Origin of the sequence: Microbulbifer thermotolerans (assembly GCF_900112305.1) — a bacterium.
Taxonomy (GTDB): domain Bacteria; phylum Pseudomonadota; class Gammaproteobacteria; order Pseudomonadales; family Cellvibrionaceae; genus Microbulbifer; species Microbulbifer thermotolerans.
Genome location: NZ_FOKT01000003.1, coordinates 235,040 through 254,556 on the forward strand (window position 1 = coordinate 235,040; position 19,517 = coordinate 254,556).

The 19,517-nt window shown below is 59.9% G+C and carries 19 protein-coding genes; 11 read left to right on the plus strand and 8 right to left on the minus strand.

Annotated features, from left to right (window positions below):
• Positions 1 to 29: 29 nt before the first annotated feature.
• Both spoT and BM155_RS06070 read left to right on the plus strand, forming a co-directional pair.
• Positions 30 to 2,147, plus strand: coding sequence for a bifunctional GTP diphosphokinase/guanosine-3',5'-bis pyrophosphate 3'-pyrophosphohydrolase (gene spoT / locus BM155_RS06065; protein ID WP_067156912.1), 2,118 nt, complete (start codon positions 30 to 32; stop codon positions 2,145 to 2,147).
• 207 nt (positions 2,148 to 2,354) lie between these two features.
• Positions 2,355 to 2,738 carry a RidA family protein gene (locus tag BM155_RS06070; protein WP_067158184.1) on the plus strand — a complete coding sequence of 128 codons (384 nt, stop codon included), beginning with the start codon at positions 2,355 to 2,357 and terminating at the stop codon, positions 2,736 to 2,738.
• A 22-nt stretch (positions 2,739 to 2,760) separates the two neighbouring features.
• Here the strand turns inward: BM155_RS06070 and BM155_RS06075 are convergent, their stop codons facing one another.
• The 3 genes from BM155_RS06075 to BM155_RS06085 all read right to left on the minus strand — a co-directional run bounded on the left by BM155_RS06075 (position 2,761) and on the right by BM155_RS06085 (position 5,192).
• On the minus strand, positions 2,761 to 3,822 hold the full coding sequence (locus tag BM155_RS06075; protein ID WP_067156915.1) for a zinc-binding dehydrogenase: 1,062 nt from the start codon (positions 3,820 to 3,822) through the stop codon (positions 2,761 to 2,763).
• 4 nt (positions 3,823 to 3,826) lie between these two features.
• On the minus strand, positions 3,827 to 4,708 hold the full coding sequence (locus tag BM155_RS06080; protein ID WP_067156918.1) for an NAD-dependent epimerase/dehydratase family protein: 882 nt from the start codon (positions 4,706 to 4,708) through the stop codon (positions 3,827 to 3,829).
• Between the two features lie 223 nt (positions 4,709 to 4,931).
• Positions 4,932 to 5,192, minus strand: coding sequence for a GlsB/YeaQ/YmgE family stress response membrane protein (locus BM155_RS06085; protein WP_067156921.1), 261 nt, complete (start codon positions 5,190 to 5,192; stop codon positions 4,932 to 4,934).
• Between the two features lie 190 nt (positions 5,193 to 5,382).
• Here BM155_RS06085 and BM155_RS06090 point away from each other — a divergent pair, with 190 nt between their 5' ends.
• The 4 genes from BM155_RS06090 (at position 5,383) to BM155_RS06105 (ending at position 10,206) form a co-directional block, all read left to right on the plus strand.
• Positions 5,383 to 6,303 carry a hydrogen peroxide-inducible genes activator gene (locus tag BM155_RS06090; protein WP_067156924.1) on the plus strand — a complete coding sequence of 307 codons (921 nt, stop codon included), beginning with the start codon at positions 5,383 to 5,385 and terminating at the stop codon, positions 6,301 to 6,303.
• Positions 6,282 to 8,384 (plus strand): ATP-dependent DNA helicase RecG, encoded by a 2,103-nt coding sequence (gene recG / locus BM155_RS06095; protein ID WP_254773142.1) that lies wholly within the window; start codon positions 6,282 to 6,284, stop codon positions 8,382 to 8,384. The genes BM155_RS06090 and recG overlap by 22 nt, the downstream gene beginning before the upstream one ends.
• Before the next feature lie 162 nt (positions 8,385 to 8,546).
• Complete coding sequence (locus BM155_RS06100) at positions 8,547 to 9,230, plus strand: hypothetical protein (protein WP_139223162.1); 684 nt, start codon at positions 8,547 to 8,549, stop codon at positions 9,228 to 9,230.
• 286 nt (positions 9,231 to 9,516) lie between these two features.
• Complete coding sequence (locus BM155_RS06105) at positions 9,517 to 10,206, plus strand: hypothetical protein (protein ID WP_067156930.1); 690 nt, start codon at positions 9,517 to 9,519, stop codon at positions 10,204 to 10,206.
• Between the two features lie 25 nt (positions 10,207 to 10,231).
• On the opposite strand, the gene BM155_RS06110 is transcribed toward BM155_RS06105, so the two are convergent.
• Entirely contained in the window at positions 10,232 to 11,527 is a 1,296-nt protein-coding gene (locus BM155_RS06110; protein ID WP_067156933.1) for a dicarboxylate/amino acid:cation symporter, read from the minus strand.
• A 219-nt stretch (positions 11,528 to 11,746) separates the two neighbouring features.
• Between BM155_RS06110 and BM155_RS06115 the strand changes: the two genes are divergently transcribed.
• The 4 genes from BM155_RS06115 (at position 11,747) to phoR (ending at position 15,438) form a co-directional block, all read left to right on the plus strand.
• Entirely contained in the window at positions 11,747 to 12,349 is a 603-nt protein-coding gene (locus tag BM155_RS06115; RefSeq protein WP_082817640.1) for a chorismate--pyruvate lyase family protein, read from the plus strand.
• A gap of 1 nt (position 12,350) precedes the next feature.
• Complete coding sequence (gene ubiA, locus BM155_RS06120; RefSeq protein ID WP_083421100.1) at positions 12,351 to 13,232, plus strand: 4-hydroxybenzoate octaprenyltransferase; 882 nt, start codon at positions 12,351 to 12,353, stop codon at positions 13,230 to 13,232.
• A 111-nt stretch (positions 13,233 to 13,343) separates the two neighbouring features.
• On the plus strand, positions 13,344 to 14,048 hold the full coding sequence (gene phoB, locus BM155_RS06125) for a phosphate regulon transcriptional regulator PhoB (RefSeq protein ID WP_067156936.1): 705 nt from the start codon (positions 13,344 to 13,346) through the stop codon (positions 14,046 to 14,048).
• Positions 14,049 to 14,136: 88 nt separating this feature from the next.
• Positions 14,137 to 15,438, plus strand: coding sequence for a phosphate regulon sensor histidine kinase PhoR (gene phoR / locus BM155_RS06130; protein ID WP_067156939.1), 1,302 nt, complete (start codon positions 14,137 to 14,139; stop codon positions 15,436 to 15,438).
• A gap of 31 nt (positions 15,439 to 15,469) precedes the next feature.
• On the opposite strand, the gene BM155_RS06135 is transcribed toward phoR, so the two are convergent.
• The 3 genes from BM155_RS06135 to BM155_RS06145 all read right to left on the minus strand — a co-directional run bounded on the left by BM155_RS06135 (position 15,470) and on the right by BM155_RS06145 (position 17,218).
• Entirely contained in the window at positions 15,470 to 15,829 is a 360-nt protein-coding gene (locus BM155_RS06135; protein ID WP_067156942.1) for a hypothetical protein, read from the minus strand.
• Positions 15,830 to 15,876: 47 nt separating this feature from the next.
• On the minus strand, positions 15,877 to 16,650 hold the full coding sequence (yaaA, locus tag BM155_RS06140) for a peroxide stress protein YaaA (protein WP_067156945.1): 774 nt from the start codon (positions 16,648 to 16,650) through the stop codon (positions 15,877 to 15,879).
• A gap of 88 nt (positions 16,651 to 16,738) precedes the next feature.
• Positions 16,739 to 17,218 carry a DUF4265 domain-containing protein gene (locus BM155_RS06145; RefSeq protein ID WP_067156948.1) on the minus strand — a complete coding sequence of 160 codons (480 nt, stop codon included), beginning with the start codon at positions 17,216 to 17,218 and terminating at the stop codon, positions 16,739 to 16,741.
• An 88-nt stretch (positions 17,219 to 17,306) separates the two neighbouring features.
• Here BM155_RS06145 and BM155_RS06150 point away from each other — a divergent pair, with 88 nt between their 5' ends.
• A complete protein-coding gene (locus tag BM155_RS06150; RefSeq protein ID WP_067156951.1) occupies positions 17,307 to 18,584 on the plus strand; it encodes a M48 family metalloprotease in 1,278 nt (425 codons plus the stop codon).
• A gap of 63 nt (positions 18,585 to 18,647) precedes the next feature.
• On the opposite strand, the gene BM155_RS06155 is transcribed toward BM155_RS06150, so the two are convergent.
• Positions 18,648 to 19,448 carry a putative porin gene (locus BM155_RS06155; RefSeq protein ID WP_074901728.1) on the minus strand — a complete coding sequence of 267 codons (801 nt, stop codon included), beginning with the start codon at positions 19,446 to 19,448 and terminating at the stop codon, positions 18,648 to 18,650.
• Positions 19,449 to 19,517: the final 69 nt, after the last annotated feature.

Sequence of the window (19,517 nt, forward strand, 5' to 3'; positions counted from 1 at the left end):
CTTGAACGCAAAGAGAGGCGCGCACGGCTTTGCACACCATCGATAGTCTGGCCCACCGCCTCTCCTCATACCTGCCCCCCAATCAGATCCAGATAGTCCGCCGCGCTTATTTCTACGCGGAGCAAGCCCACGACGGCCAGCAACGGCGCTCCGGCGAGCCCTACATCACCCACCCACTGGCGGTCGCCACCATACTGGCCGGCATGCATATGGATCACCAGAGCCTGGCCGCGGCCATGCTCCACGATGTCATCGAAGACACCGGCATTCCCAAGGCTGCGCTGGCGGAACAGTTTGGCGATGAAGTGGCAGATCTGGTGGACGGCGTCTCCAAACTGACCCAGTTCGAGACCGACAGCCCGGCGGAAAAACAGGCGGAAAACTTCCAGAAAATGGCACTGGCCATGGCGCGGGATATCCGTGTCATTCTGGTCAAACTTGCGGACCGGCTGCACAACATGCGCACTCTGGGCGCACTCAAGCCGCAGAAGCGCGCGCGCATCGCCCGCGAAACGCTGGAGATCTATGCGCCCATCGCCAACCGCCTGGGTATGAACGACGTGCGCATCGAATTCGAGGATCGCGCCTTTTTTGCCATCCACCCACTGCGTGCCAGCCGTCTGCGCGCGGCACTGGTGGCAGCGCGCGGCAACCGCAAGGAGCTGCTGGAACAAATCCAGAACGCGATAGAGCTGCGACTGCAGCGCGAGGGCATAGATGCGCTGGTCATCGGCCGCGAAAAGCACCTCTACAGCATCTATCAAAAGATGCGTGCCAAGAAAAAATCCTTCAAGGAAATCATGGATGTCTACGCCTTCCGCATTATTGTCGATAGCGTGGACACCTGTTACCGCGTACTGGGCGTGATGCACAACCTGTACAAGCCGGTGATCTCCGAGTTCAAGGACTATATCGCCATTCCCAAGTCCAACGGTTATCAGTCTCTGCACACGGTGCTGCTGGGTATGCACGGCGTACCCATCGAAGTGCAGATACGCACCAAGGAAATGGATGAAATGGCCAACAGCGGCATCGCCGCGCACTGGCTCTACAAAGCCTCTGGCGATGAAGTGATCAACACTGGCGGCACAAGCCAGGTGCGCGCGCGGCGCTGGGTGCAGGGGCTGCTGGAGATGCAGCAGCGCGCGGGCAATTCGCTGGAATTTATTGAAAACGTCAAGATCGACCTGTTCCCGGACGAAGTGTACGTTTTCACGCCAAAAGGTGAGATTATCGATCTGCCCGCCGGCGCCACCGCGGTGGACTTCGCCTATTCGGTACACACCGATATCGGCAACTCCTGTGTCGCGGTCCGTATCAACCAGCGTCTCGCGCCGCTGTCGCAGCCGCTGGAGAGCGGGCAAAAGGTGGAGATTCTCACGCGCAAAAACGCACAGCCGAATCCCAACTGGCTCAATTTTGTGGTTACCGCCAAGGCCAGGAGTGCCATACGCCACTTCCTGAAGCACCAGCGCCACCACGACTCAGTGGCCCTGGGCCGACGCCTGCTGGAAAAAGCGCTGGGGAAATTCAACACTCGCCTCGAAGATCTGACCGAAGAGCAGCTGCAAAAAGGGTTGCAGGAAAACAAAGTGCCCACGCTGGAGAAGCTGCTGGAGGAAATCGGCCTGGGCAACAAGGTGGCTTTTTCCGCTGCCAAACTACTGGCCCCCGAAGGCAGCGAGGAGACGGAGGCCAGCCACATTTCTTCACCCTTAACCATCGATGCGGAAGAGGGCATGCTGATCAGTTTTGCCCGCTGCTGCCGGCCGATTCCCGGCGATACCATTGTCGGTCACATCAGCTCCGGTAAAGGCGTGGTGGTACACCGGGATACCTGCCGCAACACCATAGATTTCCGCGAGCACCCGGAAAACATCATGCTGGTCAACTGGTCGCCGGATGTAAAGGGCGAGTTCCTCGGCGACGTGCGGGTGGAAGTGGAATCCGAGCGCGGCATTATCGCCCAGCTGGCCACCCGCATCACGGAAGAGGGCGCCAGCATCGAGCAGATTCACGTAGACGAGAAAGATGCCCACAACAGCGTTATTTCTCTCACCCTGGAAGTCAGCAACCGTGTGCACTTGGCGCGGGTGATGAAACGGCTGCGCAATCTGCCGGCGGTGATCCGCATCTCGCGCCCGTGATGGCGCTGTCACCGCTTATCCCGCCACCGCCAAAATCCTGGCAAATTTTGTCGGAGCCGGCCGGAACCTATGACAGCATCCAGCCAATTGCCATTTGTCGGCAAAATTTGCGCTTTCTTTCCGCCGCCTTATCCCCCACCTCCCATTCCCTGAACAGGCGCGCTATATTTGCCGCTTTTCTTTTTCGGCAAAGCACTGGAGTACCTCATGCCCAATCGCGCCGTCATCAAGACTGACAAAGCCCCGGCAGCTATCGGCAGCTATTCCCAGGCCGTCAAGGTCGACAACACAGTCTACCTGTCCGGACAGATTCCCCTGGATCCGCAAAGCATGGAAATTGTCGAAGGCGACTTCGCAGCCCAGGCCCGTCAGGTATTTCAAAACCTGCGCGCAGTCTGCGAAGCGGCCAACGGTTCCCTGGGGCATATTGTGAAGCTGAACCTCTATCTGACCGATCTCAGCAACTTTTCCACAGTTAACGAGGTGATGGCGGAATTCTTCGAGGAACCCTATCCCGCGCGCGCGGCGGTGGGCGTAAAAGAACTGCCCAAGGGGGCACTGTTTGAAGCCGAAGCGGTAATGGTCATCTGAGGGTAGCGCGTCCGCAACACGGTCAGCACTCCAATACCACCTTGCCCACGGAGCGCCCGGAGCGCAGAAAATCCAGGGCGGCGTGGGCATCGGCGAAAGGGAAGCGCCGCCCAACCAGCGGCGGTGGCAAAGGCACATCGCCGAGTTCAGCGAGCAGCGACTGCATCTCGTCCTTACGATCCCACAGCCAAATCAAATTGAAGGCCAATACCGAGCGGTTGCTGCTGATCATGTCCATGACATCGTAGCGGGGACGGCGCAGATAGCGCCAGGCGGCACGCAAATAGTCCGGACGTTTTCCCCTGGGGGTAAATTCAGCGGCGCCAAATACCACCAGCCGCCCCATCGGTTTGAGCGCTGCGAAACTGGCCTTTTGCACCGCGCCGCCGATGGCATCCAGAACCAAGTCAAAACTCAACCCTGTGCGCTGCAATTGCCGGTGGAAGTTCTTCTCCCGCACCAACACATCATCGAACCCCAGCTCGCGAAGCCGCACCGCTTTGTCTTCGCTGCCCACGGTGCCCACCGGACTGCCCCCCAGCGCCCGGGTCAGCTGCATCGCCTGTAATCCGACGCCGCCAGCGGCGCTGTGTATCAGAACCCTCTCACCGGAGCGCAGGGCGCCCAGCCGGGTCAGTGCATACCAGGCGGTCAACGACTGCACGGGCCAGGCCGCACCCTGGGCAAAATCCCAATCGTCCGGAAGGGGCATCAAATAGTCGGGTTCACAATCGATGACCGAGGCGTAGCCACCAAAGCGGGTCACCCCCATCACTCTGTCACCCGGCGAGAAGCCGGAGGCCTCTCCGCCCACCGCCGACACTTCTCCCGCGAACTCGAGGCCGGGGATAAAGGCACCACGCGGCGTGGCGGAGTAGAGGCCGGTGAGGGCGAAGATGTCGGCGAAATTGAGTCCGACCGCGCGCACTGTAACGCGTACGCTGGTGACGGGCAGGGTGGCCAGCGGCTCCGTCCGCAGACACAGCCTGGCGATGTCCCCGGCACCCGGCGTCTGCCAAACGGTGCGCCGCTCCCCTGCGGGCGGCGGATTCTCCCTCCGGTCGACCGCTGCCCGCGCGCCCATTTTCCTATCCTTCCGTTTTCAGCAGAGCACTGTAACCGGCCTTGTAGTCCGGGTATTTCATCGTATAGCCACTTTCCAGCATGCGCCTGTTGCTGAGTTTTTTCGAACGGCGCTCGCTGGTTTCGACAATTTCCCGCAAGTGGGCACTGGTGTAACCCATGGTCTTGACCAACCACTGCTGCAGTTCGTACATGGGCACAGGCAAACAGTCCGCTCCGATATACAGCTTTTCGGGCGCCCAGCCCCGCTTGTGCTTTTCCATCAGATGGATCAGGAAACCGATGCAGTCGTCGACGTGGATGCGGTTGCTGTACTGGGGCGGCGTCGGCGGCGCACAGCGGCCGGCACGCACTTGGGACAACAGGCGGTCGCGGCCGGGGCCGTAGATACCGGCAAAGCGCACCACACAGGTTGTGGGCACAGCATTGTGGATAATTTCCTCCGCCGCCAGCAGCGTATCGCCCTGGAAGCCATTGGGAATGGCCGGGGTCTGTTCATCGATCCACTGATCGCCACACTGGCCGTAGACGCGGGTAGAGGAAACCCAGATCAACAGACGGGGTGGGCGCGGCAGCTTGGGCAGGGTTTTGGCCAGAGCGGTGGCGGTACTGATATAGGCGCGATGATAGCCGCTTTGCGTGTGCTCATCGGGAGTGAAGGTAGCCAGCACCACATCGGCGCCATCAGTGAGCAACCGCTCGATATTTTCCGGTTTCGTCGCGTCGCCACGGCGCCAGTTGACAGCGTCGGCGCGACGTTTGGTAGCCAGGGCCACCAGCGGATTACGACGCACACCGTAGATTTGGTATTCCTGCCGATTCAGCTGCAATGCCAGGCGCGCACCCAGGTCGCCGCAACCGAAAATCCATAGTTTTTCCTGAGTCATAATCCTTCGCGCAGGGATGCCGCTCCCTCGACTTCCCCCCTTGCCGTTTCTCCCCTATCGTTAACTTGACCACCCCAAATAAAGAGGTCTTCCAGACCTCTGCAATAAGTCCCGACCAATTTCGTGGAACGGAGCCAGCGGATTCCGTAAATGACAATGCTGTTTGCCGGCCGCTGCGGTTTATTCCGCAGCGAGCCCCACCGTATCTAAAAATTTAAAAAATTCAGTGACTGCGCCGCTTGAGCATGCGGTACACGGCCAGAAATATAATCGCACCGATAGTGGCAGTGACAATATCACCGAGGCCGACACCCGTGACCGGCCCGCCGATTCCCACCAGGGAACCCACCCAGCCGCCGATAAAGGCGCCGACAATGCCGATGACAATAGTGACAATCCAGCCGCCCGGGTCCGGACCGGGCATGATCCATTTCGCCAATACGCCAGCGATCAATCCGAGAATGATCCAGGAGAAAATACCCACGATGATGCTCCAGTCTACGACTTGTTAAACGTATAGCAAAATAATGCGCCGCTAGCGCACGAACAGTTCCCTAAATAGAAAATTTTTCTATCCCCGGCGAGAGATCTACCGAAATACATTTCCCCCGTTGGCCCAGAGCTATTATTTATGAATAATTGCTATCACCCGTAATCAGCTAATTGCCTCTAACATGACGCTCAACGAACTGCGCTATATTGTGACCCTGGCCCAGGAACAGCACTTCGGCCGCGCCGCCGAGCGCTGCTTCGTCAGTCAGCCGACGCTATCGATCGCTGTTAAGAAATTGGAGACGGAACTGGGCGTGGCACTGTTTGAGCGTTCCAAAACCCGGGTACAGGCAACGCCGCTGGGAGAGCGCATCGTTTCCCAGGCGCAACTGGTACTGGAACAGGCAGCCGCCATCAAGGACATCGCCAGCGCCGGCAAGGATCAGCTGGCCAGCCCCCTGTCCGTGGGCGCCATTTTCACTATCGGCCCCTATCTGTTTCCGCACTTTATCCCACAACTGCAAAAACTGGCCCCGGATATGCCCCTCTACGTGGAAGAGGGCTACACTGCCACCCTGCGCCAGCAGCTGCGCAAGGGAGAACTGGACGCGATTATCATCGCACTGCCATTTACCGAGCCGGACGTGGTTACCCAGCCCCTCTACGACGAACCCTTCGTGGTACTGATGCCCGCCAACCATCCACTGGCGGCACAAGAGTTCATCACGCCGGAGCAACTGTCCCAGGACAATGTGCTACTGCTGGGCGAAGGTCACTGCTTCCGCGACCAGGTGCTGGAGGCCTGCCCGCAATTGCAACAGACCATGGAAAGGGAGGGCAACGGCCATATCCGCACCGCCGCCGACGGCAGTTCCCTGGAAACACTGCGCCACATGGTGGCCTCGGGCCTCGGTATCACGGTACTGCCCCTGTCTGCGGCCACGGCTTCCCAATACGCCAACGGTCTGCTGGAAACGCGCCCCTTTGCACCGCCCGCCCCGCAACGCACCGTGGCATTGGCGTGGCGCGCCAGCTTCCCGCGCCACCAGGCCATCGACAAATTGCGCGAGGCCATTAATCAGTGCCAGCTGCGCGACCAATAAATAACCTCGCGGAACTGCCGGTCACCGCGCTGCGGGGCGTGGGGGAGAAGTTCGCCCAGACACTGGCCAAGCTGCATATCGCCACGGTGCAGGATCTACTGTTTCACCTGCCACTGCGCTACCAGGACCGCACACGGGTAACGCCGATCGCAGCACTCGCCCCCGGTGTGGATGCGGTGATCGAGGGGGAAGTGCGCGCCGCCGACGTTGTCTTCGGTCGCCGCCGCAGCCTGATGGTCAAACTGCAGGATGGCAGCGGCACCATCTCTCTGCGTTATTTCCACTTCACTGCGGCACAGATAAACCGCTTCGCCCGCGGCGTGCGCCTGCGCTGCTACGGCGAGGCGCGCCGGGGCGCCGCCGGGCTGGAACTCTACCACCCGGAAACGGAAATCATTGGCGCCGAAAGCCCGGACAGGCCGGACACCCTGACACCCATCTACCCCCTTACCGAGGGGGTGACGCAATTGCGCCTGCGCGGCCTGATACAACAGGCACTGACGATGCTGGAGCAGGCCGGTGTGGCCGAACTGCTGCCTGCGGAATTGCTGCCGGCACCCCTGCGCTACCCGTTGCGGCAAGCCCTGCAGTATCTGCACGCACCGCCAGCGGGAGCCGATCTGGCGCAGTTGGCGGAGGGGATACACCCCGCGCAACAGCGCCTGGCACTAGAAGAACTGCTGGCCCACCATCTCAGTCTGCTGGAATTGCGGCGCGAAAACGCCGAAGTCTCCGCTCCGCCGCTTCCCGCCAATGCCGCCCTGGAGCGGGACTTTCTCTCCCGGCTGCCCTTTACCCTCACCGGCGCCCAACAGCGGGTATGCGCGGAGATCGCCCGGGATCTGTCCCAAAACCGCCCGATGATGCGCCTGCTGCAGGGGGACGTGGGCGCCGGCAAGACCTTGGTGGCAGCCATGGCTGCACTGAAAGCCATCGGTGCCGGTGCGCAGGTGGCGGTGATGGCACCGACGGAAATACTCGCCGAACAGCACCGGCGCAATTTTGACGCTTGGCTTGCACCACTGAATATCCGCGTCGCTCAACTGACCGGCAGCCTCAAGGCCGCCGAGAGACGTACCCAGCTGGCCGCTATCGCATCTGGCGAAGCGCAGCTGGTGGTGGGTACACACGCTCTCTTCCAACCGGAAGTGGTGTTCCACAACCTAGCGCTGGTCATCATCGACGAACAGCACCGCTTCGGCGTCCGCCAACGCCTGGAGCTGCGCGAGAAGGGCGCCGCCAAAGGTGTCAGCGGGCGGCTGCAGCCACACCAATTGATCATGACGGCGACCCCCATTCCCCGCACCCTGGCCATGTCCGCCTTCGCCGATCTGGACTGCTCGGTGATCGACGAGCTGCCTCCGGGGCGACAGCCGATCAACACCGTTGCTATCTCCAACGAGCGCCGCGACCAAGTGGTGGAGCGGGTGCGGGCCGCAGTGGCAGAAGGCCGCCAGGCCTACTGGGTCTGCACCCTGATCGAGGAATCGGAAAGTCTGCAAGCCCAGGCGGCAGAATCCACCGCCAGCGAACTGTCCGAGGCCCTGGACGGCGTGCGCGTTGCCCTGGTGCACGGGCGCCTGAAGCCGGAGCAGAAGGAAAGGGTCATGGGCGCCTTCAAGGCCGGCGAAGTCGATCTCCTGGTGGCCACCACGGTGATCGAAGTGGGGGTGGATGTCCCCAATGCGAGCCTGATGATCATCGAGAATCCCGAGCGCCTGGGCCTGGCGCAACTGCACCAGCTGCGCGGGCGCGTTGGACGCGGCTCCATCGCCAGTCACTGCGTTCTGCTTTACGGCCCCCCGCTGTCGCAAAATGGCCGCGCGCGGCTGCAAGCGCTCCGGCAGCACAGCGACGGCTTTGCCATCGCCGAGGAGGATCTGCGCCTACGCGGCCCCGGCGAGATACTCGGCACACGGCAGACCGGCGAAATTCAGCACCGCATCGCGGATCTGCAGCGGGATGCGCACCTGCTGCCACAGGTGCAGCGTATTGCCGCCTCGCCACTGCTCACTGAAGACCTGCGCCGCCTGCTGATCCAGCGCTGGCTGCAAAACAAACCGCGCTTCGCCGAGGCGTAACCCCCCGGACAGCCGGCCCGAGACCAGAGCCAAGAAAACGGTCATGAATTTTTTTGCGCTGCGCCAATGCAAATGGCAGCCTCTCGACAGCATCGCGGCAAGCCCCAAAACATCGGCACTCAAACAACCGCAATGATGATGACAAATCTCAGGGAGAGTCTCGTGAATACACTACCTCTACGCAGGCTGCTGCAGGCGGGCCTGTTGTTTCTCGGACTAAACAGCGGCGCCCAGGCCCAAGGCTTTTTCGGTTTTGGCGGCGATGAGCAAACCCCCAGTCTGACATTGGCTCCGGCGCAAGTGGCCGTGGATATACCGACACCGGTGCAAGGCAACAACCTCGCGGTACTGCTGGCGCAGGCGGGCAGTGACAACAGTCTCAGCGCACTCAAAGAGGCCGCGGCACGGAAATTCAGCGACCTCTTGGAGCGCAAATGGCGAGACCGGCTGCAAGCGTTTTTCGCCGACGAAGAAGTGCCGCTGGTGCAGCGAGACGGCTTCCTCACCATGCAAAGCTACCTCAATGTCATCGTCAGCAAACAGTTGACTGACCTGAAACCCTCCGGCGATCGCGAGGTGGAATGGGGTTTGCTGGAGCTGTCGGGGGATTTTCACTACCAGCTGAAAAACACTAGCGGTGAGCTTTTGCACGAGGAGCTGCTAAAAATCGCCGATCTGCGTGTGCAGGAAAAATACCGTATAGAAACGCGCCGCGACGGCAGCAAGATCGAGGACACCACCGACGCCGCCATTGAGCGGGCGCTGGAAGAATTGGTAGACCGGCTGCAGGACCGCATCGAGGACAATATAGAGGCGGATCAGCTGCGCGAATGGGCCTCGCTCTAAAGGCGGGGTGTCGAGGCGCTTCTGATTAAGGAACCTCTGATTCATGCACACGGGAGCTGCAGTAGGCTTCCGGGCACTCCGTATGCTGCGGGCAACGCTTTCATCAGAGTTTTTTAAACGCGATCATTTACAACAGCGGGCGTCACAGAAGCCGAGAAGTGACGCATGAGTCAGCAAAATTTTTTGCCCTATCTCCCGGGGAATGGCAGCCTTACCGGGCTACTGAAGCCGTTTTGAAACGAATTCGGTTCGCCTCTAATAAAAAATAAAACTCAGGGAGAGTCCGATGATGAGAATAACTGCCCGCGCGCTGGCGCTGGTCGGCTTGCTGATTTTTTCCTTCTCCACTTCCGCTGCCGCACAAGGCGGATTGCTTAGCTTCGGCGGCGACAGCCGCAACCCCAGCCTCACTATCGCCCCCAGCGAAATCCAAATCGATATGCCCCTGCCCCCCATGGACAGTGCCGACCTGGCACTGCTGCTGGCTCAGGCGGGCAAGGGGGGCGGCCTCGCCTCGATGAAGGAAGCCGCCGTGCGCAAATACCGCCAGTACCTGGAGGGCGAGCTGGATTCCCGCTTGCGCGCTTTTTTCGTCGGCGAAGAGGTGCCCCTGGTGGACAAGGGGGGGCAGCTGTCCCTGCACAGTGCGCTGGATCTGGCCGTCATCAAGCATTTCAACAACCTGCAGAGCGAGAGTGGTTACGACCTGGAGCGGGGCACTGTGGAGTTGGAGGGCAGCGTCCACTATAGGGTGAAGGATCACTCGGGACGCCAGCTGCTCGAAGAAACGCTGGATATCAAAAGGCTCAAGATCCGCGAAAAATATCAGGTGCGAACGCCGAAAAACGGGGGCGCCGTCGAGGACACCACTGAGCAAGCCATTAAACAAGCACTGTCGCGTATGGCCAAAGAACTCGTCGACAAAATGGAAGACGAGCTGGAAGCCGATGAGCTGCGGGATCTGTTAACGGAGTAAGCGGGGGGCTCAAGCCCCCACCCGCTCAAGGCGTTGCCGCGTTGGCGACACTGTCGTAGTTACGGTTATTGAATGTCTCCACGGACAGAGCGCCTTCGCTCTTGGCAACGATGACACTCACCACCGCGTCACCGGTGATATTCACCGCCGTGCGCACCATATCCAGCAAGCGGTCAACCCCCATCACAAGGGCGATGCCCTCCAGCGGCAGACCCACCTGCTGCAATACCATCGCCAGCATAACCAGACCCACTCCGGGCACGCCCGCCGTGCCGATGGAGGCAAGGGTCGCGGTCAGTATCACCGTCAGGTAACCCGCCAGCCCTATCTCAATACCGTACATCTGCGCCATAAAGGCGGTGGCCACTCCCTGCATGATCGCCGTGCCATCCATATTGATGGTGGCGCCCAAAGGTACTGTGAAAGCCGCCACTTTGTTATCCACACCCAGGCGCTTCTCAACTGTGGACAGAGTCACCGGAATAGTGGCAGCAGAGGAAGCGGTGCTAAAAGCGAACACCTGTGCCGGACGCATCTTCTTGAACAGCTGCACCGGGTTGAGCCCGGACAGGCATTTCAGCAGCAGCGAGTAAACACCGAAAGCGTGCAGCAGCAAAGTAATCAGCACCACCAGAAAGTATTTGCCCAGCTCCCAGATAAACTCCACACCCAGCTCCGCAAACGTCTTGGCCAGCAGCGCGAAGACGCCGTAGGGCGCAAACACCATCAGCACTCCCACCATACGCAGGATGACTTCATTGAGGTCGTTAAAAAAACTGGCCACCCTCTGGCCCGGCTCACCACAGCGGGAAATGGCGTACCCCATCAGCAATGCGAATACAATAATCTGCAGCATATTGCCCTGGGCCATGGCAGCCACGGGGTTGGTGGGAAATATGTTCACCAGCACATCGGACAGCGGCGGTGACTCCTTGGGCTGAAAGGCGCCGCCCGGCGGCGCCACGTCCACGCCGACACCCGGCTGCACGATAAGCGCCATGCACAGCGCCAGCGTGATCGCCACCGCCGTGGTCAGCATATAGAGAAGCAGCGTCTTGCCAGCCAGCGGCCCCATACGGTGCCCCTCCGACAGGGCACAGGCACCACACACCAGTGACACCAGCACCAGCGGCACCACCATCAATTTGAGTGAAGCGATAAAGATACGACCGATCACATCGAACAGCCCCCCAGTCAGGTAGCTGTTGATAACGCCGGTGATACCGCTGCCTAGCAGCTGGCTGCTGTTGAGGAAGTTGAACAGCACACCGACGACAATGCCAGCGAGCATGGCAATCAGGATTCTGGCGGTGAGACCCATGGAAAACTCTCTTCGACTTATGGATTCAAATCGGCCGGGCACTATAACAAATGCTTGGCGCAGCAGAGGAGGCGCCCCGCGCGGAATCGCCCGGCCCCGCGATCGCACAGCATACTCCTTTACGGTGTCCTGCGCAGGTAGCGACTGTCTGAGTAAATCGGTTCCCGACAGATGGGTCCCCCATTTACAATGCCCCTTTATTCGATGGCGGAGTTGCAGTTGTACCAATCTCCCTTTGAACCCAGCGGCGAGTGGCTCAACCGGCTACAGGAATCCCGGCACCGGCAACCGCCAGCGGCACTCTTGCCGTGGCTGCTGCACCCGGGCTCGCTTACCGCGGCACTCAGAGAGCTCGCGGACGGCGATTTCCATGTGCGCATTTTGAAGCAGCACTGGCAAAACCCGCGCATGGATGAGCGGCGCGAACTGGCACTGCGCGACCGCTGCCGCGCCCTGGTGCGTGAAGTACTGCTGTACGGCCGCGGCCAGCCCTGGGTCTATGCGCGCAGCGTGCTACCGGAATCCAGCCTGCGGGGCAGATCGCGCTACCTGCGCAACCTGGACAACCGACCGCTGGGAGAGCTGCTGTTCAGTGAAGCGGGTATCCGCCGCGGGCCCATTGCGCTCAACCGCTTGCACCGCAACCCGCGCTGTGACCTGCCCGAACTCGCCGGGGAAGGGGACAGCGCCTGGGGGCGCCGCTCCGCCTTCTGGCTGCGGGGCAAACCGCTGCTGGTAACCGAGGCCTTTCTCAGTGCCTTTCGCCCGCAGCGGGCACCGCTGGCGCGCGCCGAAGTCTCTGCCGAACAAACAGGGGGCTAAAGTGATCAGTCAACAGATATCCAGGCACTGGCCCGCTGCCTTGCCCTACTGGCAGCTGGCGCGTCTCGACAGACCCATCGGCACACTGCTGCTGCTGTGGCCAACCTGGTGGGCCCTGTGGCTGGCCGCCGGTGGCTGGCCCGGCCTGCATTTGTTTGCCGTATTCACTCTCGGTGTTGTGCTGATGCGCGCCGCCGGTTGTGCCGTCAACGACTATGCCGACCGCCATATCGACGGCCACGTGAAACGCACCGCCGGGCGGCCGTTGGCGGAGGGGCGTGTATCCCCGCGCGGCGCTCTGGGACTCTTTGCCGCGCTCAGCCTGACCGCCTTCGCCCTGGTACTCACCACCAACCGACCAACCATATTGTTGTCCCTGGCGGCACTGGCGCTGGCTTTCGGCTACCCCTTCGCAAAACGTTACACACACTTACCGCAAGTGGTGCTGGGCGCCGCCTTCAGCATGGGGATTCCCATGGCCTTTACCGCCGTTCGCGGAGAACTGCCGACCGCAGCCTGGCTGATATTCACAGCCAATGTGCTGTGGACCGTCGCTTACGACACCTTCTACGCCATGGTGGACCGCGACGATGACCTCAAGATCGGAGTCAAATCCACCGCTGTACTCTTCGGTGACCTGGACAGGGTGATGACCGCTGCCCTGCAGTGCCTGTCGCTCTTTGCCCTACTGCTGGTTGGCGGGCGCTTCGAACTGGGCACTGCCTATTACCTCGGGCTGGCGATCGCCGCGATGCTCTCCATCTATCAGCAGTGGCTGGTGCGCGACCGCGAAAGGGAAGCCTGCTTCCGCGCCTTCCTCAACAACAACTGGGTTGGCGGCGCGATATTTGCCGGAATTTTCGTCCATTTCCTTCTGGTTTAGCGTCTAACCACCAACGCGGTTGCGGACCCGTCATATATTTGTAACCAAAATGCCGTTAAATCCTCGGCTATCAATGGAAAAAACAGATTCAAAAGCGGGCGCGACAGGCAGATGCAAAGCAAGAAGATCCTGATAGTCGACGACGAAGCCGCCGTACGCGATATGCTGCGGGTGGCGCTGGAGATGGCGGACTACCGAGTCATCGAAGCGGAGAACGTCCAGGAAGCACACGCGCTGGTCATCGACGAGAAGCCCGACCTAATTCTTCTGGATTGGATGCTGCCGGATGTCTCCGGCGTTGAACTGGCGCGCCGCCTCAAACGCGACGAGCTCACCGCGGCACTGCCGATCATTATGCTCACCGCCAAGGGCGAAGAGGACCATAAGGTCAAAGGCCTTGAAACCGGCGCCGACGACTACATCACCAAACCCTTCTCACCGCGGGAACTGGTCGCGCGCCTGAAGGCAGTTCTGCGTCGCGCCGGCCCCACTGAGCCAGAAGAGCCGCTAACCGCCGGTGGTCTGGTGTTAGACCCTATCAGTCACAGAGTCACCATCAACGGCCAAGCGGTGGACATGGGCCCCACCGAGTTCCGCCTGCTGACCTTTTTCCTTTCTCATCAGGAACGCGCTTACACCCGCACTCAATTGCTGGATCACGTCTGGGGCGGCAATGTGTACGTGGAGGAACGCACCGTCGATGTGCACATCCGCCGACTACGCAAGGCCCTGGCCCTGGACGGTCACGACCGCTACATACAAACGGTGCGCGGCACCGGTTACCGCTTTTCTGTGCAAACCGCGGAAAAAGTGTAAGATTCCGCGCAAACCCGCACCCCCCAACCAGGCGCGGCGCCGGTGGCCAGATTGCCGCACCGCGGCCGCCAGACATAACGGCACTTCTATGCTGGATCGCAGTATTGGCGAGTTTTCACGCTTTATCACCATCGCCCTCGGCTGCACCATCTTCGGCGTTGCCAGCGGACAATGGCTGTTATCCATCACCCTGGGACTGGCGGTCTATCTCAGCTGGGTATTGTGGCAATACCGGCGTTTCTACCGCTGGCTGATCAACGGCCGCCGCGGTCCGGCACCTACCGCGTTTGGCATCTGGGGCGAAATCTCCGACGACTTCTACCGCATACAACGCCGCCACCGGCGCGAGAAGCAAAAGCTGCACGCCATGCTGCGTCGGGTACAGGACAGCACCAGCGCATTGCGAGAGGGGATAGTGGCACTGGAGGATGACGGCAACTTGGCCTGGTGGAATCCGGCTGCGGGTGACCTGTTGGGCCTGCAACCCGGCGACGCAGGCCAGCCGCTGGTGAATTTCGTGCGCGACCCCGGCTTCGTCAACTATCTGCAGCAGGGCACCGAGGGCGCGCACGAACCACTGACAATGCCCGCACCGGGTGACGATACACGCATTCTACAGCTCGAAGTCACCCACTATGGCCAGGACGAAGCACTGGTGATCGTCCGCGACATCACGCGCCTGCACAAACTGGAGCAGATGCGCCGCGACTTTGTCGCCAATGTATCCCACGAACTGCGCACTCCCCTGACCGTGATCGCCGGCTATCTGGAGACGCTCGAGGCCAGCGGCCAGGCGCCACAGGGCTGGCAGAGGCCCCTGACACAGATGCGAGAGCAGACAGCGCGTATGACCTCTCTGGTGAATGACCTGCTGTTACTCGCGCGGCTGGAAACCTCCGAACGCGACAGCGGCCGCGAGCGAGTGGCTGTGGGTGAATTGATTGGCAGGGTGGCGCGGGAGGCGCGCAGCTTCAGTGGTGGCCGCCACGAAATCAGCGTGGACTGCCAGGGGGATACCACCATTACCGGCGACGCCAATGAGCTGCACAGCGCCTTCGCCAACCTGGCCCTGAACGCGGTGAAGTACAGCCCGGACGGCGGCCCCATTCAGCTGCGCTGGCGGGTAGATGAAAATGGCGGGCATTTCTCGGTCACCGACAGCGGCATCGGCATAGATCCCATTCACATCCCGCGCCTCACCGAGCGTTTCTATCGCGTGGACGCGGGCCGCTCCCGCGAAAGCGGAGGCACAGGCCTCGGCCTCGCCATCGTCAAACACGTCCTGCTGCGCCACAGCGCGGAGTTATCCATCAGTAGTGTGCCGGGTCGCGGCAGTACCTTCACTCTGCACTTTCCCGCACAGAAGCTGGAATCAACGACTTCCACGTGAGCAGGCGAAAACAGGCTGGGGTTCCCGGGGACTACGCCAGTTCCTGCAGCGCCACTTCCTCACCGTCTTTTCGGTAGGTGACCGTCTCTCCTTCACCGACGGCGGTGCACTGTCGATGCAGAGTCACATGATGCAGCTGGCGGTCGGCGTCGCGCAGCAGCAGGTGCTCACGGCCCTCGTCGTCTACAGGCAGGGTGCCGGCGGAAATCAGTGCATCGCGCAGGGCGCGCAGGCGCGGCATATCGCGGTAGCGATCCAAGTCATTGGAAAGGCGCTTTTTCATGCGCTCACTCTCGTGCAACGCGGCGGCCGTCTCGCGGTACTTTGCGAAAAAAAAGACCGCTGCAATCGCGAAAACAATCACGACACTGGTTTCAAACCATTCGGGCATATCTGCTCCCTCTTTGTGTGGCGCCAGACCAGTTGCTGGCCGCCGGCTTACGGTTCATCGCGGGTGAAAACCCAATCGTTGCCTTTCGACATAGCGGCGTTGAATCGGTAGCCGGCGACATCGAAGGCTTTCAGTTCCTCCGCCTTTTTCACCCGGTGGTCGATGGCCCAGCGGCTCATCATGCCGCGAGCTTTCTTGGCGAAAAAGCTGATCATCTTGTACTGGCCGTTCTTCAAGTCCTTAAAGTGTGGCGTGATCACTTCCGCATCCAACACCTTTGGCCGCACCGCCTTGAAGTACTCATTGGAAGCTAGGTTGACCAGCTCCCGGCTCTTGAGGCTTTGCAATTGCCGGTTCAATGCCTCGGTGATCGCATCGCCCCAGAACTCATACAGGTTTTTGCCGCGAGCATTTTCAAACTTGGTACCCATTTCCAGCCGGTAGGCCTGCATCAGATCCAGTGGGCGCAGCAGGCCATAGAGACCGGAGAGGATGCGCAGGTGCTTCTGCGCATAGTTGAAGTCCCGCTTGTTCATGGTCTCCGCCGCCAACCCGGTGTAGACGTCGCCCTTGAAAGCGAGCAGGGCGGGGCGGGCGTTATCGTCGCTAAAGGGGCGCTCCCACTGCTGGAAGCGGTCGTAGTTCAGTACGCCCAGTTTGTCGGAGATTTTCATCAGCGCAGAAATCTGCTGGGGGCTCAGCTCGCGCAGCTCCTCGATCAACGCCGCGGATTCCTCCAGAAACTCCGGCTGGCTGGTATCGAGAGCCGGTATATCGCTCTCGTAATCGAGCGTCTTGGCCGGGGAGATGACAATTAACATCGGATTCCTTGTGTGCCGCATGCGCCGAGCCCCAGCTCGGCAATTTTTTCAATGGATTCTTTAGCCGCGCTGGGGCCCGGCCTCGCGCTCATTCCGGCTTGAGAATATCCTGCCACCAGTTAAGCGGTGTCTGGCCGTCTTGCGGATCGTAGACGTTGCCGTAATACCAGACGCTGTTGGCGCCGTCACAGGCACCGTTGAGTATTTTTTCTATTTTGTCAAAACCGCAACTGACGTGGATCGAGTAGACCAGCAGGCGCGGGCTCTCCATATCCAGCTCTCCGCCGAGCTTTTCCAGCTGTGGTGTCAACTTGTCCGAGAGTGCCACACTGTCGCCGCGGCAGAAGACCCGAATCGCCAGGTTGCCGGAGCGCCTGACCAACTCGAACTGGCGAGTGTCTTTGTTGACCTTGACTGTATCGCCGCTGGCGATGCCCTTAACGAAAGCCGGCGAGCGCACCAGTTGACAGCTATTGTCTTCATTCACCCGCACCTGCAGCCGCTCCACTACCGGTTCGCCATCGGGGCCCGTGCCGGCAAATAATTCGATGACCTGCAGTGCTGTCATAACTTCTCCCCCCAAACGCAACATCGGTTGGGTATCAGTGTTGTGTAAAATGGCTGACTAAAACCAAGCATTATACAGGGAGGAAGCGATGATCTCGCGTATACCCAAATTCACCGCAGCCGCCGTGGCCCTGTTGCTGCTGGCCGGCTGCGCGGTCAACCCGGTTACCGGCAAGAAAGAACTGTCACTGCTGTCGACGAGCCAGGAGCTGGCTCTGGGGGAGCAGCAGTATCCGATCAATCAGCAGCAACAGGGTGGTCAGTACAATGTCGACCCGTCACTGCAAGAGTATGTCAACCAAGTGGGTCAGAAGCTGGCAAAGGTATCGGACCAGCCGCAGCTTCCCTACGAGTTCGTGGTATTGAACAACTCAGTGCCCAACGCCTGGGCCCTGCCCGGCGGCAAGATTGCGGTGAACCGGGGCCTGCTGGTGCTGCTTGAGGATGAGGCGGAACTGGCTGCGGTATTGGGCCACGAAATCGTTCACGCCGCCGCCCGCCACTCCGCCGCCGCCATGTCGCAGCAAACGCTGCTGAATGCCGGACTGGCGGTGCTGGGTGCAGCCACACAAGAATCTGCCTACGGTGATCTGATTGCGCTCGGCGGCCAATTGGGGGGCTCCGCTTATATCGCCCGCTATAGCCGCAGCAACGAGTCCGAGGCAGACCAGTACGGTATGAAGTACATGGCCGCCGCCGGCTACGATCCCCAGGGGGCAGTGCGCCTGCAGCGCAAGTTTGTCGAACTGTCCAAGGGTAAACAGGCAAGCGGCCTGGAAGCGCTCTTTGCCAGTCACCCTCCATCCCAAGCGCGTGTCAACGCAAACATCGAACACGCCAAGCAGTTGCCCTCCGGGGGTGTCACCAACCGCGCCGCCTACCAAAAGGCAATAGCCTCGCTAAAACGCGATGCCGATGCCTATCAGAAATACGACGAGGCTCTGGCAGCCGTTAACAACAAGCAGTACAGTCAGGCCCTGAGCCTGGTGCGTCAGGCGCAGCAGAAACAGCCAAAGGAAGCAGCCTTCTATGCCCTGGAAGGCGATCTGCTCGCCCGCAATAAGCAGTACCGCGAGGCCCACAGCGCCTATGACGCCGCGGTGCAAAAAAATCCCGCGCTCTTCTCCCACTGGCTCAAGCGCGGCATTATCAGCGCGCAGCTGAACGACTACAGCGCGGCAGAGCGGGACTTGAACCGCTCTCTAAATTATCTGGAGACTCCCTACGCGCACTACTATTTGGGGCAGGTGTACGAAAAGCAGGGGCAGGTGCAAAACGCCTACAACCACTACCAGACAGCGGCCAGTGCCGGCGGTGATATCGGCAGCAGAGCGCAGGCGCGCATGCAGGCGCTGAGCGGCCAGTGATAATCTTTGCCAATAAAAAAGGCCGCGCAGTGCGGCCTTTTTTATTGCTTCAGAAACTGGTTATCAGAGCTGAACCGTTACGCCCAGCAGAAAAGTATCAACATCCGTATCGCTATTAGTGGTGTAGGCTATATTGCCGGCGATATTGCGGTTGAAGAAGTGGGAAACACCCAAGCCCAGAGTCTCTTCCTTGTTGTAATTGGCAAAGATAGATGTTGCCTTACTGAAATAGTATTCGGTACCAACGAGCCAAATATCCTCAAAATCATCGTTGGCGGTGTAACTGGCATTGGCGGTAAACCAGGTCTCACCACCTAACTCTTTGAAGAACTTGGAAGACAGGGTGCGGCTGTCAAAATTGTCATCAGTGGAGAAGCTGAAGCCAATGTAGTCGTTGCCACTCAGCTGGTGGTTGTAACTTGCATTAACAAAGTAGTCCGCGTCGCGGTCTTCCCATTTCACACTCTCAAGACTCAGCAGGAAATTTGGGGAAAACAGATACCCGACGGAGGCCGTATAGAGATCGTTATCTCCAAAATCTGCCGCACTTCCGCCTACGACGAAACCATTGGATGCAAAGTACTCTCCGCCAACAGCCAGCGTATCTTCATCGTCACCGTCATATTCAAAGTAGCTGTAGCCAGCGAATAGATTGCTTGTTTTGTTGATATATTCAAATTCTTTAAGGGGCCCCAGAGTTTCCTTGGGGGCAAAGTAATAAGTAGTACCGATATCAAATTGATCGACATCTCCAAAAGATTTTTCAGCCTCTGAATAATTCGCCTCCGAGATAGAAGTGTATTCCTCCGCAGAAACGGTGGCGGAGCAAATCATCAAAGGCAGGGCGAGATACTTAAACTTCATTCCAGTTTCCTTGTTTAAATTTCCAACCAGGAGCTGAGGACTATAGTGATGATGCCTGAACAGTATATG

Excerpts from the sequence above, each read along its gene's own strand:
- BM155_RS06090 (WP_067156924.1), top strand. The coding sequence starts at position 5,383 with ATGACGCTCAACGAACTGCGCTATATTGTGACCCTGGCCCAGGAACAG.
- BM155_RS06110 (WP_067156933.1), bottom strand. The coding sequence starts at position 11,527 with ATGGGTCTCACCGCCAGAATCCTGATTGCCATGCTCGCTGGCATTGTC.
- BM155_RS06105 (WP_067156930.1), top strand. The coding sequence starts at position 9,517 with ATGATGAGAATAACTGCCCGCGCGCTGGCGCTGGTCGGCTTGCTGATT.
- BM155_RS06075 (WP_067156915.1), bottom strand. The coding sequence starts at position 3,822 with ATGGGCGCGCGGGCAGCGGTCGACCGGAGGGAGAATCCGCCGCCCGCA.
- BM155_RS06070 (WP_067158184.1), top strand. The coding sequence starts at position 2,355 with ATGCCCAATCGCGCCGTCATCAAGACTGACAAAGCCCCGGCAGCTATC.
- phoR (WP_067156939.1), top strand. The coding sequence starts at position 14,137 with ATGCTGGATCGCAGTATTGGCGAGTTTTCACGCTTTATCACCATCGCC.
- BM155_RS06080 (WP_067156918.1), bottom strand. The coding sequence starts at position 4,708 with ATGACTCAGGAAAAACTATGGATTTTCGGTTGCGGCGACCTGGGTGCG.
- BM155_RS06155 (WP_074901728.1), bottom strand. The coding sequence starts at position 19,448 with ATGAAGTTTAAGTATCTCGCCCTGCCTTTGATGATTTGCTCCGCCACC.
- yaaA (WP_067156945.1), bottom strand. The coding sequence starts at position 16,650 with ATGTTAATTGTCATCTCCCCGGCCAAGACGCTCGATTACGAGAGCGAT.
- BM155_RS06145 (WP_067156948.1), bottom strand. The coding sequence starts at position 17,218 with ATGACAGCACTGCAGGTCATCGAATTATTTGCCGGCACGGGCCCCGAT.
- BM155_RS06135 (WP_067156942.1), bottom strand. The coding sequence starts at position 15,829 with ATGCCCGAATGGTTTGAAACCAGTGTCGTGATTGTTTTCGCGATTGCA.
- phoB (WP_067156936.1), top strand. The coding sequence starts at position 13,344 with ATGCAAAGCAAGAAGATCCTGATAGTCGACGACGAAGCCGCCGTACGC.
- BM155_RS06150 (WP_067156951.1), top strand. The coding sequence starts at position 17,307 with ATGATCTCGCGTATACCCAAATTCACCGCAGCCGCCGTGGCCCTGTTG.